Below are 12,228 nucleotides of genomic sequence, written 5' to 3' on the forward strand. Positions count from 1 at the left end.
GATGGCGACCCTGATGACCCCCATTAGCTGGCAGCAGTGCAGCGCGGAAGAGCAGCAGGCGCTGCTGATGCGCCCGGCGATCTCTGCCTCTGAAAGCATTACTGCCACCGTGCGTGGCATTCTTGAAAAGGTAAAAGCCGAGGGCGACGACGCGCTGCGCTACTACAGCGCGACCTTCGATAAAACTCAGGTGGATGCCCTGCGCGTCAGCGAGCAGCAGATTGCCGATGCCTGCGCGCGACTGGGTGATGAGATCAAACAGGCGATGGCCGTCGCGGTCGCCAACATCGATAAATTCCACGTGGCGCAGATGCTGCCAGCGGTTGATATTGAAACGCAGCCGGGCGTGCGCTGCCAGCAGATTACGCGCCCGGTGGCCTCTGTCGGGCTCTATATTCCCGGCGGTTCTGCCCCGCTCTTCTCCACCGTGCTGATGCTGGCAACCCCGGCACGCATTGCCGGATGTGGCCGCGTGGTGCTGTGCTCGCCTCCGCCGATTGCCGATGAAATTCTCTATGCCGCTAAGCTGTGCGGCGTGCAGGAAGTGTTTCAGGTTGGCGGGGCGCAGGCGATTGCCGCCCTCGCCCTCGGCACTGAATCAGTGCCGAAGGTCGACAAAATCTTTGGCCCGGGCAATGCGTATGTGACCGAGGCCAAACGCCAGGTCAGCCAGCGCCTGGACGGTGCAGCAATTGATATGCCGGCAGGGCCTTCCGAAGTGCTGGTGATAGCCGATGAGGGCGCCACGCCGGACTTCGTCGCTTCCGACCTGCTGTCACAGGCCGAGCACGGCCCTGATTCACAGGTGATCCTGCTGACCCCTTCGCTGCCGATGGCAGAAGCAGTAGCGCAGGCCGTCGAACGCCAGCTGGCCGAACTGCCACGCGCCGCCACCGCGGCGAAAGCGCTGGAGAGCAGCCGCCTGATTGTGGCACGCGATCTGCAGCAGTGCGTCGAGATCAGCAACCGCTACGGCCCGGAGCATCTGATTATTCAGACGCGCCGCGCGCGGGACCTGGTCGACAGCATTACCAGCGCCGGTTCGGTATTTCTTGGTGACTGGTCACCGGAGTCCGCTGGCGACTATGCCTCCGGCACCAACCACGTGCTGCCGACCTATGGCTATACCGCCACCTGCTCAAGCCTGGGGCTGGCTGATTTCCAGAAGCGGATGACGGTGCAGGAGCTGACGCCTGCCGGCTTTATGGGGCTGGCCGCCACCATTGAGACGCTGGCCGCGGCCGAACAGTTAACCGCCCACAAAAATGCCGTCACCCTGCGCGTGGCCGCACTGAAGGAGAAGCCATGAGCAGCACAATTCAGGACCTGGCCCGCGCTAACGTGCGCGCCCTCACCCCTTACCAGTCTGCGCGCCGCCTTGGCGGTAACGGCGACGTGTGGCTGAACGCCAATGAATATCCGCTGGCCGTGCCGTTTGAGCTCAGCCAGCAGACGCTGAACCGCTACCCGGAATGCCAGCCAAAGTTGGTGATTGAACGCTACGCCGCCTATGCCGGACTGACGCCTGAGCAGGTGCTGGTGAGCCGCGGCGCGGATGAAGGTATCGAACTGCTGATGCGCGCCTTCTGCGAGCCGGGCCAGGACGCGGTACTGTTCTGCCCGCCGACCTACGGTATGTACAGCGTCAGCGCGGAAACCATCGGCATTGAATATCGCACGGTGGAAGCAGGTGAAGACTGGCAGTTGAACCTGCCGGCGATTGCCGACCAGCTGGACGGGGTGAAGCTGGTGTACGTTTGCAGCCCAAACAACCCAACCGGTAACCTCATCAACCCGGAAGACCTGCGTCAGCTGCTGGAGATGACCCGGGGCAAAGCGCTGGTGGTGGCGGATGAAGCCTATATCGAGTTCTGCCCGCAGGCGTCACTCGCCGGCTGGCTGAAGGATTTCCCGCACCTGGTTATCCTGCGCACGCTGTCAAAAGCCTTCGCGCTCGCCGGGCTGCGCTGCGGCTTCACCCTCGCCAGCGCCGAGGTGATCGCGCTGCTGATGAAGGTGATCGCGCCGTATCCGCTCTCTACCCCTGTCGCCGATATCGCCGGTCAGGCCTTAAGCGACCAGGGTATTGCCCTGATGCGCCAGCACGTCGCCGAGCTGATCGCCACCCGCGAACAGCTGATTGCCGACCTGCGCAGCCTCGACTGCGTTGAGCAGGTGTATGAGAGCGACACTAACTATATTCTGGCGCGCTTTACCGCCTCCAGTCAGGTGTTTAAAACGCTGTGGGACCAGGGCATTATTCTGCGTGACCAGAATAAGCAGCCCGGCCTGGCCGGCTGCCTGCGCATCTCCATCGGCACCCGTGAAGAGTGTCAGCGCGCCGTTGCCGCATTAAAATCATTACCCGGTTCACCCGTTTCTCAGGAGCAAGCATGAGTCAGAAAGTCCTCTTTATCGATCGCGATGGCACCCTTATTTCTGAGCCGCCGCAAGATTATCAGGTCGACCGCATGGACAAACTGGCCTTCGAGCCGGACGTGATCCCGGCCCTGCTGTCGTTACAAAAAGCGGGCTATCAGCTGGTGATGATCACCAATCAGGATGGTCTGGGCACCCGCAGCTTCCCGCAGGCGGATTTCGACGGCCCACATAACCTGATGATGCAGATCCTCAGCTCCCAGGGCGTGAAGTTCGACGACATCCTAATCTGCCCGCATCTGCCGGAAGATAACTGCGACTGCCGCAAGCCGAAAACCAAAATGGTGGAAGCCTGGCTGGCCGAAGGGGCAATTGATACCGCCAACAGCTATGTGATTGGCGACCGCGCTACCGACGTGCAGCTGGCGCAGAATATGGGCATTACCGGTCTGCTGTACGGAAAGGAGCTTAACTGGAACGCTATCGAGCAGCAGCTGACCAAGCGCGACCGCTATGCGCTGGTGCAGCGCAACACCAAAGAGACGCAGATTAAGGTTGAAGTGTGGCTGGATCGCGAAGGCGAAAGCAAAATCAACACCGGCGTCGGCTTCTTCGATCATATGCTCGACCAGATCTCTACCCACGGCGGCTTCCGTATGAACATTGATGTGAAGGGCGACCTGTACATTGACGACCATCACACCGTGGAAGATACCGGTCTGGCGCTGGGCGAAGCGCTGCTGAAGGCGCTGGGCGACAAACGCGGCATTGGCCGTTTCGGCTTTGTCCTGCCAATGGACGAGTGCCTGGCACGCTGCGCGCTGGATATCTCCGGCCGCCCGCACCTCGAATATAAAGCTGAGTTCAGCTATCAGCGCGTGGGGGACCTGAGCACCGAGATGGTCGAGCACTTCTTCAGCTCGCTCTCTTACACCATGGCCAGCACCCTGCACCTGCGCACCAAAGGCAAAAACGACCATCACCGCGTTGAAAGCCTGTTTAAAGCCTTTGGCCGCACGCTGCGCCAGGCGATCCGCGTGGAAGGCAATACCCTGCCAAGCTCGAAAGGAGTGCTGTGATGGATGTGGTGATCCTCGATACCGGCTGCGCCAACCTCTCTTCAGTGAAGTGGGCGGTGCAGCGCCTTGGCTACCAGCCGCAGGTCAGTAAGGAAGCCGATATCGTCCTGAATGCCGACAAGCTGTTTTTGCCGGGCGTCGGCACCGCGCAGGCGGCGATGGACCAGCTGCGCGAGCGCGAGCTGATTGAGCTGATCAAAGCCTGTACCCAGCCCGTGCTGGGTATCTGCCTTGGCATGCAGCTGCTCGGCTCACAGAGCGACGAGAGCGGCGGCATCTCTACGCTGAATATTATTGAACACCCGGTTGAGCGTATGCAGGATCTCGGCCTGCCGCTGCCGCATATGGGCTGGAACCAGATTGCCTCGCAGGCGGGCAACCATCTGTTTCGCGGCATCGACGACGGCGCCTACTTCTACTTTGTGCACGGCTACGCCATGCCGGTGAATGAGTTCACCATTGCGCAGTGTCACTACGGCGCAGCGTTTACCGCCGCGGTACAGAAAGATAACTTCTTCGGCGTGCAGTTCCACCCGGAGCGTTCCGGTGCCGCTGGCGCGCAGCTGTTGAAAAATTTCCTGGAGATGTAACGGATGATTATCCCGGCGTTAGATTTAATTGATGGCAAGGTAGTGCGCCTGCATCAGGGCGATTACGGCCAGCAGCGCGACTACGGAAGCGACCCGCTGCCGCGCCTGCAGGATTATCAGGCCCAGGGCGCAGAAGTGCTGCACCTGGTTGACCTGACCGGTGCGAAAGATCCGGCTGCGCGCCAGATCCCCCTGCTCACCAAGCTACTGGCAGGCGTCTCCGTGCCGGTGCAGGTTGGCGGCGGCATTCGCACTAAGGAAGATGTGGAAGCCCTGCTGAAAGCTGGCGCCACCCGCGTGGTAGTAGGTTCTACCGCGGTGAAACAGCCGCAAGAGGTGCAGCAGTGGTTTAAGCAGTACGGCGCGGAAGCGATTGTACTGGCGCTGGACGTGCGCATTGATGCGGATAACCGCAAAGAAGTGGCGATCAGCGGCTGGCAGGAAGCCAGCGGCATCACGCTGGAAGAAGTGATCGAACAGTTTCTGCCGTTCGGCCTGAAGCACGTGCTGTGCACCGATATTTCCCGCGATGGCACGCTGAGCGGCTCTAACGTTGCGCTGTATCGTGAAGTTTCCGCGCGCTATCCGCAGATTGCCTTCCAGTCCTCCGGCGGCATCGGCTCGCTGGATGATATTGCGGCCCTGCGCGGCTGCGGCGCACAGGGGGTGATTGTCGGTCGCGCCCTGCTGGAAGATAAATTTACCGTATCGGAGGCGATTTCATGCTGGCAAAACGGATAATCCCCTGCCTTGACGTGCGTGACGGCCAGGTGGTCAAAGGCGTGCAGTTCCGCAACCACGAGATCATCGGCGACATCGTGCCGCTGGCACAGCGCTATGCCCAGGAAGGCGCCGACGAGCTGGTGTTTTACGATATTACCGCCTCCAGCGATGGCCGCGTGGTGGACAAAAGCTGGATCTCGCGCGTGGCAGAAGTGATTGATATCCCGTTCTGCGTGGCGGGCGGTATCAGGTCGGTGGAAGATGCCGCCCTGCTGCTCTCCTACGGCGCGGATAAGATCTCCATCAACTCCCCGGCGCTTGCCGACCCGGAGCTGATCACCCGCCTGGCGGATCGCTTTGGCGTGCAGTGCATCGTGGTGGGCATCGATACCTGGTACGACAGCGAAAGCGGCAAATACCACGTTAATCAGTACACCGGCGATGAGAGCCGCACCAAAGTAACCAGCTGGGAAACCCTCGACTGGGTGGACGAAGTACAGAAGCGCGGCGCGGGCGAGATCGTCCTCAACATGATGAACCAGGACGGCGTGCGTAACGGCTACGACCTGGTACAGCTGCAAAAGGTGCGCGCGCGCTGTAAGGTGCCGCTGATTGCTTCCGGCGGCGCGGGCACCATGGAACATTTCCATCAAGCCTTCCGTGATGCCGACGTTGATGGCGCGCTGGCCGCCTCGGTGTTCCATAAACAGATTATTAATATCGGCGAACTGAAAACGTTCCTGATTGAAAAAGGTGTGGAGATTCGCGCGTGTTAACAGAACAACAGCTCGCCCAGCTGGACTGGGTAAAAACCGACGGTATGATGCCGGCCATAGTCCAGCACGCCGTTTCTGGCGAAGTGCTGATGCACGGCTATATGAACCAGCAAGCGCTGGATAAGACGCTGGCAACGGGTAAGGTGACCTTCTGGTCGCGCACTAAGCAGCGCCTGTGGACCAAGGGGGAAACTTCAGAGCACTTCCTCAACGTGGTCAGCATCACCCCCGACTGCGATAACGACACGCTGCTGGTGCTGGTCAACCCGGTTGGCCCAACCTGCCACCTCGGTACGTCGAGCTGCTTCTCACCTGCCGCTGCTGACTGGACATTCCTCTATCAGCTGGAGCAGCTGCTGGCAGAGCGCAAGCACGCCGACCCGAAAAGCTCCTATACCGCCAGCCTGTATGCCAGCGGCACTAAGCGCATTGCGCAGAAAGTCGGTGAGGAAGGCGTTGAGGTTGCGCTGGCCGCCACCGTCAACGATCGCCACGAGCTGACCAACGAAGCGTCGGACCTGGTCTATCATCTTCTGGTGCTGCTGCAGGACCAGGATCTTAACCTGTCGACGGTAATTGAGAACCTGCGCCAGCGCCATAAGTAGGCTGCCGCAGTTCTGACGCTAATAAAAAAGGCCGGGAATTCCCGGCCTTCTGTTAGATATTTAAGAGTTAGCTGCTTTTTCGCAAGCGATAGCTGGCGCTGACATTGCGGCCAATCACTATCGCTGAACCCACTACCCCACCAAGAATAATCGCCAGCAGCATCACCAGCGTCTTTTTCGGGCTATCGCGGCGGATAGGCAAATCGGCGGTAGAGATGTATCGGTACGACTGCAGATGCGACAGGTCTATTTTCATATGCGTCACGGCCAGCAAAGCGCTCTGCGTGTCGTAATAAGACTGATCGTACACTAATGGTTTAGTCGCCTCGTTCTGAATCATTGACTGCAGTGCGCTGCTGCCCAGCAGGTAGAGGGTATCGTCAGAGAGACGTTCAGCCTGATTCAGCTGTGCACTCTTCACCCCGGAGGCTTCTGCAATCGTCAGCGCCTGTTTGATGGCGTCCATACGCTGCTGTTTTTTATCGATCGCCACCTGCTTCAGCGTATCCAGCGCGCTGGAAAGCTCATTGGTTTTCACACTCAGCGTACGGCGAAGATCGGCGGTGTAGCCGTCGACGATTTTATCGTTGATCTGCTCGATATACTTGGTCAGCTGCGCCTGTGCATCTTTGGCAGTGGGCGCGGTGTAAGCAATGCTGAGCTGGTCATTACTGCCCTTCACCACCTGATCCACTTTCAGCATCTGGGGTTCTTCCAGATTACGCAACGCTGATGACAGCGCCGCCATAGATGCAGCAAAGCGACCGAAGAACTGGTTTTGCAGATCGGGAAGTGACGGTTTATCACCTGGCGTTTGCGTATACAGCACGCTGAGAGAGGCGTTGTAGTTAGCAATCATACCTGACGTTGGAGTAGCAACAATGGCGGTGGAGGTCCATTTTTCTTTCGCGACAAACAGGTAGATGCCTGCCAGCACCATGGCCACGATCACACTGATGATAATGGTTTTTTTGCCGTTCCATAGCTGAGCAATAACTTCCAGTAAATCGATTTCATCGGCTGTGTTGGAAAAGTTCTGGTGACGCGAGGACAGCTCAACATTTTTATTATCGGGGTTCATATAATCAGTAAACTCTGCGCAAAAGAAAATAAGATAAAACTCAGGCGATAGCTGACTAAATGTAGAGGAGTTTGGCGGGAAACGCTATGGATAGATTCTTAAAACGAGGTAAGAAACCTCCCGCATTGCGGGAGGTTAGAGCAAAACTTAATCGAGCCACTCAGTGTGGAACACACCGTCTTTATCAGTACGCTTATAAGTATGCGCACCGAAGTAGTCACGCTGCGCCTGGATCAGGTTTGCCGGCAGTACCGCTGAACGGTAGCTGTCATAGTAAGCGATAGCCGCAGAGAAGGTCGGAGTCGGGATACCGTTCTGCACAGCATAAGCTACCACGTCACGCAGTGCCTGCTGGTACTCATCCGCGATGTTCTTGAAGTACGGCGCCAGCAGCAGGTTCGCGATGTCCGCATCTTCAGCATAAGCATCGGTGATTTTCTGCAGGAACTGGGCACGGATGATGCAGCCCGCACGGAAGATCTTAGCAATCTCACCGTAGTGCAGGTTCCAGTTGTTCTCGGTAGACGCCGCTTTCAGCTGGGAGAAGCCCTGAGCGTAAGAGACGATTTTACCCAGATACAGGGCGCGACGTACCTTCTCAACGAACTCCGCTTTATCACCGCTTACCGCCTGAACTTTCGGACCGCTCAGTACTTTGGAAGCCGCAACGCGCTGGGTTTTCAGGGAAGAGAGGTAACGAGCGAATACGGACTCGGTGATCAGCGACAGCGGCTCGCCAAGGTCCAGAGAGCTCTGGCTGGTCCACTTACCGGTCCCTTTATTCGCGGCTTCATCCAGAATCACATCAACCAGGTAGTTACCTTCTTCATCTTTCTTGGTGAAGATATCTTTGGTGATGTCGATCAGGTAGCTGCTCAGCTCGCCTTCGTTCCACTCGCTGAAGGTCTTAGCCAACTCTTCGTTGCTCAGGTTCAGCGCACCTTTCAGCAGTGAGTAGGCTTCAGCAATCAGCTGCATGTCGCCGTACTCAATACCGTTGTGCACCATTTTCACATAGTGACCAGCACCGTCCGGCCCCATGTAAGCGACGCAGGCTTCACCTTCTGCAACCGCCGCGATCTCGGTCAGGATTGGCGCAACCAGCTCGTAAGCTTCTTTCTGACCACCAGGCATGATGGAAGGACCTTTCAGAGCGCCCTCCTCGCCACCGGACACGCCGGTGCCGATGAAGTTGAAGCCCTGCTCAGACAGTTCGCGGTTACGGCGAATGGTGTCTTTATAGAAGGTGTTACCACCATCAATCAGGATGTCACCTTTATCGAGGTGCGGAGTCAGGGAGGCGATGGTTTTGTCGGTGGCTTCACCGGCCTGCACCATCAGAAAGGATACGACGAGGTTTTTCCAGAGAGTCAACAAACTCTTCGATGCTGTAGTGCGGAACCAGTTTCTTACCTGGGTTCTCTGCCACGACTTCATCGGTTTTTTCACGCGAGCGGTTGAAGATAGAAACTGTGTAGCCACGGCTCTCAATGTTGAGTGCCAGATTACGGCCCATCACAGCCATACCTACAACGCCGATCTGTTGCTTGGACATACCTACTCCTGTCTGTTGAAAAGCTTTGGCAGTACTAATCTGCCGTTCTAAGCGTAGGAAGATATTAACTCAGATAATTACAAATATGATAGCGATTGATGCGATAGAAAATGACCACTTACAAATTGGTGTTTATTTATCCAGAAGCATCTTGAAAAGTAGGGGTATGAATAAAATCAATACAAATAGGTATATCTAATGGTTATTCATATCCAAAAGGATTCTTAACTTGCCAGTTCCAACCATCAGCGATCATTGCGTGCAAATCTCTTTTAGCAGTCCAATCTAAAACAGAATTAGCTTTGGCTGGATTTGACCAACATTCAGCAACATCACCAACTCTGCGCTCAACAAATTTTACAGGTAGCTTTTTTCCAGTTATTTTTTCGAAGCAGTCAACTACTTCTAAAACAGAATAAGCTTTACCAGTACCTAAATTAAAGCAAAAAAAGCCACCGACATTGCAATGCTTTAACGCAGCCACATGACCTTCTGCTAAATCCATAACATGAATAAAGTCGCGTACGCCTGTACCATCAATAGTTGGATAATCTGAACCGTAAATATTCAAATATTTTAATTTTCCTACTGCGACTTGATAGATAAATGGAACTAGGTTATTAGGGATACCAACGGGACTTTCTCCGATTAGACCTGAAGGATGTGCGCCAACGGGATTAAAGTATCTGAGATTGATTACAGTTACATCGGGGTTTGCCTTCTGATAATCAAAGAGTACCCGCTCACAAAAAAACTTGCTTGTCCCGTAAGGGTTTGTAGTACCACCGGACTTTGCATTTTCATCTAATGGGATATATTCAGGATCACCATAAACAGTGGCAGAAGAGCTAAATATTATTTTTTTAACTTTAAACTCTGTCATGCAGCGCATCAAATTTAATGTACCCACAAGATTAGAATTGTAATACTCTAATGGTTGTAGCGTTGATTGTGAGACCGATTTTAAACCAGCGAAATGGATTATACTTGTGATGTTTTTTTCAATAAAAAAATTTCGTAATGAGGGAAAATCACAAATATCAACATCATAAAAGTCAAAGTCTTTTCCAGTAATAGTCTTTAACCGAGATTTAACTTTTCGCGAAGAATTTATAAAGTTGTCTATCACATGAATATCATGAAAATCCTTGGAGAGTGCCGCGATAGTGTGAGACCCAATATATCCGGCGCCACCCGTAACCAATAAAGCCATAACTACTCCCAAGTATTTTTTAAGAGATTTTTTATTTGAACCAGATAATTATCAATAACAATTCTTTCATCGAATTGTGCTGTCACCTTCTCACGCCCCTTTATTCCCATCGCAATCCTTTCAGAGTGGCTTAGATTAATAATAGCTTCCATTTTAAAAGTCAAATCGTCAGCAGAACCGGGTTTGCATAAGTAACCATTAACACCATCATCTACTGTATCCCTACATCCAACATTATTGGTAGTGACAATGGGTTTACCCATAGCAGCACCTTCAAGTAAAGATTTAGGAACTCCCTCACGATAGAAAGAAGGCAAAACTATGCAATCAGTCGATTTTAAAATAAATTCAACATTGTCAGTCTTACCCAAGTATTGGATAAAGCCATCCTGAACCCATGCATCAACTTTTTGTTTAGAAACCGACCTCGAATTACTTTCATCCAGGAAACCAATTAATTGAAATTTGACAGAATCACCATACTTTCTTTTTAATGTTTTTGCTGCTTCGGCATATTCGTAAACACCTTTATCAATAAGCATACGTGCGACCAAGCTGAATACAACATTACCGTCATCTGGAGCAACAGATAAAGCAAACCTGTCAAGGTCCACTCCAGAACCTGGCAATACGGCCGAGTTTTTCAAAACAATATGCGAATCCTGAAACAGTTTATAGTCTTCCTGGTTTTGGAAGAAAACAAAATCAGCCTTCGACTGACTAAACTTATATAAAAACTTAACAAACTTAGTTAAAAGATCGTTCTTTATAAATACAGCACCTAAACCTGCGATATTGTTAATAACTTTTATTTTATTTAACTTTGCTGCAAGTGTGCTGTAAATGTTATTTTTAGGAGTAAAGTTTAAAACAACTGAAACCCCCAACCTCCGATATAAAGTATAAAAAAAATAGAAAGTTAAGAGATCCTTGACTGGATTAGTCCCTCCCTTATCGATCATAATGTTGAAATGATCACAACCTAACTCGATCAGTTTATCAGAATATTCATCACTTGGTGATAGTATCACTACTTTATAATCACTATTTAATAGTGCCTTAATAGTATTTTTTCTAAAGTTGTAAATATACCAGCTTGTGTTAGCCGTAATTGCCACAGTATGTAATTTCATATTGAACTCAGTGATAAATTTCAATCCATTTTGTTACTATGTTATTTATCGAAAAAATATCATCAACCCTTTTTCTAGCTGCAAAGGAGTGAATACTCAATTCATTTTCGTCCATTTTCAAAGCTGATTTAATCCCTTCAGCAAGGGGCTGGGGTGATTTTACGGGCACGATTATCCCCGTATCTCCTAATATCTCTCCCACTCCACCACAGTTTGTAGTTACCACAAATGTTTCACATGCCATAGCTTCGCCGACAACTAATGGCAAACCCTCCCACGCTGATGACAATACGAACAAATCAGCTGCACTAATTAAAAGAGGAATGTCGTGTCGTAGTCCAAGAAAGTGAACATTATTATTCAACTTTAGTTCTTTTGACAACTCCTTGACCTCATCAAATAATTCTCCATGACCTGCAATAATAAGATGAACTGATAAATTCTCAGCATTAATAATTTTTAACGCGTGAAGCAAATTAGGGTAATCTTTGGCTGTAGTGAAGCGTCCAACTGCTAGAAGCAACCTAACATCTTCTTTAAGATTTAATTCACTATAGATAGTTAATTTGGCATTTTGTATCTTTTTTATTGATGTAGTGTCAATACCGTTATAAACAAGTTTAATCTTGTTTTTTGGAACTGCTCTTCTTTTAACAGCCTCATCAACCGCATCCTGACTAACATTTGTTGTAATATTAGCGAGAAAATCAGTAATTCTGTAAAGCATCATCCTTATGCGGCCACCTTCATGCCTACTGTGAGCAGAGCAAATTAACTTTTTAATACTCACGAACAATCTAGTTAAGCGGCACATAATGTTTGCATGAAATAAGTGGCTATGCACTACGTCTGGATTATTATTTTTTATTATTTTACATAATTTCAAATAGCAAACAAATATCGATAGTGGGTTCTTTTTCATGCCCAATTCGTAAACTCTAACATTTCTCTGCTTCGGCAATACAATTGGATTGTCCAATAAAGATACAAGCACGATATCATGTCCTAATTCTGACATTTTATCGGCGAGAAGGCATACTTGTTTTTCAGCACCTCCCATTTTTAAGCCAGTTATAACATAAGTAATGTTCACG

General features: G+C 51.7%; 13 protein-coding genes. 7 read left to right on the top strand and 6 right to left on the bottom strand.

Features of this window, described 5'->3' with window-relative positions; genetic code table 11:
* The first annotated feature begins 1 nt into the window (after position 1).
* Genes hisD through hisIE form a run of 7 tightly spaced genes read left to right on the top strand, consistent with a single transcriptional unit; the run spans position 2 to position 6,152 of the window.
* On the top strand, positions 2–1,309 hold the full coding sequence (hisD, locus tag ACLI4M_RS01315; RefSeq protein ID WP_099754651.1) for a histidinol dehydrogenase: 1,308 nt from the start codon (positions 2–4) through the stop codon (positions 1,307–1,309).
* A complete protein-coding gene (hisC, locus tag ACLI4M_RS01320) occupies positions 1,306–2,397 on the top strand; it encodes a histidinol-phosphate transaminase (protein WP_133623313.1) in 1,092 nt (363 codons plus the stop codon). The genes hisD and hisC overlap by 4 nt, the downstream gene beginning before the upstream one ends.
* Positions 2,394–3,458 carry a bifunctional histidinol-phosphatase/imidazoleglycerol-phosphate dehydratase HisB gene (hisB, locus tag ACLI4M_RS01325; RefSeq protein WP_133623312.1) on the top strand — a complete coding sequence of 355 codons (1,065 nt, stop codon included), beginning with the start codon at positions 2,394–2,396 and terminating at the stop codon, positions 3,456–3,458. Before hisC ends, hisB begins: the two co-directional genes overlap by 4 nt.
* On the top strand, positions 3,458–4,048 hold the full coding sequence (gene hisH / locus ACLI4M_RS01330; RefSeq protein WP_099754653.1) for an imidazole glycerol phosphate synthase subunit HisH: 591 nt from the start codon (positions 3,458–3,460) through the stop codon (positions 4,046–4,048). The genes hisB and hisH overlap by 1 nt, the downstream gene beginning before the upstream one ends.
* 3 nt (positions 4,049–4,051) lie before the next feature.
* A complete protein-coding gene (gene hisA, locus ACLI4M_RS01335) occupies positions 4,052–4,789 on the top strand; it encodes a 1-(5-phosphoribosyl)-5-[(5-phosphoribosylamino)methylideneamino]imidazole-4-carboxamide isomerase (protein ID WP_133623311.1) in 738 nt (245 codons plus the stop codon).
* Positions 4,771–5,547 (top strand): imidazole glycerol phosphate synthase subunit HisF, encoded by a 777-nt coding sequence (hisF, locus tag ACLI4M_RS01340; RefSeq protein ID WP_133623310.1) that lies wholly within the window; start codon positions 4,771–4,773, stop codon positions 5,545–5,547. The genes hisA and hisF overlap by 19 nt, the downstream gene beginning before the upstream one ends.
* Positions 5,541–6,152 (top strand): bifunctional phosphoribosyl-AMP cyclohydrolase/phosphoribosyl-ATP diphosphatase HisIE, encoded by a 612-nt coding sequence (gene hisIE, locus ACLI4M_RS01345; RefSeq protein WP_133623309.1) that lies wholly within the window; start codon positions 5,541–5,543, stop codon positions 6,150–6,152. The genes hisF and hisIE overlap by 7 nt, the downstream gene beginning before the upstream one ends.
* 67 nt (positions 6,153–6,219) lie before the next feature.
* On the opposite strand, the gene wzzB is transcribed toward hisIE, so the two are convergent.
* The 6 genes from wzzB to ACLI4M_RS01375 form a co-directional block, all read right to left on the bottom strand.
* Complete coding sequence (gene wzzB / locus ACLI4M_RS01350; protein ID WP_133623308.1) at positions 6,220–7,233, bottom strand: LPS O-antigen chain length determinant protein WzzB; 1,014 nt, start codon at positions 7,231–7,233, stop codon at positions 6,220–6,222.
* 147 nt (positions 7,234–7,380) lie between these two features.
* Entirely contained in the window at positions 7,381–8,607 is a 1,227-nt protein-coding gene (gene gndA, locus ACLI4M_RS01355) for an NADP-dependent phosphogluconate dehydrogenase (protein ID WP_413449768.1), read from the bottom strand.
* On the bottom strand, positions 8,555–8,788 hold the full coding sequence (locus ACLI4M_RS01360) for an NAD(P)-binding domain-containing protein (RefSeq protein WP_413449769.1): 234 nt from the start codon (positions 8,786–8,788) through the stop codon (positions 8,555–8,557). The genes gndA and ACLI4M_RS01360 overlap by 53 nt, the downstream gene beginning before the upstream one ends.
* A 202-nt stretch (positions 8,789–8,990) precedes the next feature.
* Positions 8,991–10,001 carry a UDP-glucose 4-epimerase GalE gene (gene galE / locus ACLI4M_RS01365; protein WP_133623306.1) on the bottom strand — a complete coding sequence of 337 codons (1,011 nt, stop codon included), beginning with the start codon at positions 9,999–10,001 and terminating at the stop codon, positions 8,991–8,993.
* 2 nt (positions 10,002–10,003) lie between these two features.
* Complete coding sequence (locus tag ACLI4M_RS01370; protein WP_133623305.1) at positions 10,004–11,134, bottom strand: glycosyltransferase family 4 protein; 1,131 nt, start codon at positions 11,132–11,134, stop codon at positions 10,004–10,006.
* Positions 11,135–11,141: 7 nt separating this feature from the next.
* Positions 11,142–12,227 (bottom strand): glycosyltransferase, encoded by a 1,086-nt coding sequence (locus ACLI4M_RS01375; protein ID WP_133623304.1) that lies wholly within the window; start codon positions 12,225–12,227, stop codon positions 11,142–11,144.
* Position 12,228: the final 1 nt, after the last annotated feature.

The organism is Erwinia sp. LJJL01 (assembly GCF_047300805.2).
GTDB classification, from domain to species: Bacteria; Pseudomonadota; Gammaproteobacteria; order Enterobacterales; family Enterobacteriaceae; genus Erwinia; species Erwinia aphidicola.

Excerpts from the sequence above, each read along its gene's own strand:
- hisH (WP_099754653.1), top strand. The coding sequence starts at position 3,458 with ATGGATGTGGTGATCCTCGATACCGGCTGCGCCAACCTCTCTTCAGTG.
- hisF (WP_133623310.1), top strand. The coding sequence starts at position 4,771 with ATGCTGGCAAAACGGATAATCCCCTGCCTTGACGTGCGTGACGGCCAG.
- ACLI4M_RS01360 (WP_413449769.1), bottom strand. The coding sequence starts at position 8,788 with ATGTCCAAGCAACAGATCGGCGTTGTAGGTATGGCTGTGATGGGCCGT.
- hisB (WP_133623312.1), top strand. The coding sequence starts at position 2,394 with ATGAGTCAGAAAGTCCTCTTTATCGATCGCGATGGCACCCTTATTTCT.
- ACLI4M_RS01370 (WP_133623305.1), bottom strand. The coding sequence starts at position 11,134 with ATGAAATTACATACTGTGGCAATTACGGCTAACACAAGCTGGTATATT.
- hisC (WP_133623313.1), top strand. The coding sequence starts at position 1,306 with ATGAGCAGCACAATTCAGGACCTGGCCCGCGCTAACGTGCGCGCCCTC.
- galE (WP_133623306.1), bottom strand. The coding sequence starts at position 10,001 with ATGGCTTTATTGGTTACGGGTGGCGCCGGATATATTGGGTCTCACACT.
- hisA (WP_133623311.1), top strand. The coding sequence starts at position 4,052 with ATGATTATCCCGGCGTTAGATTTAATTGATGGCAAGGTAGTGCGCCTG.
- wzzB (WP_133623308.1), bottom strand. The coding sequence starts at position 7,233 with ATGAACCCCGATAATAAAAATGTTGAGCTGTCCTCGCGTCACCAGAAC.
- hisD (WP_099754651.1), top strand. The coding sequence starts at position 2 with ATGGCGACCCTGATGACCCCCATTAGCTGGCAGCAGTGCAGCGCGGAA.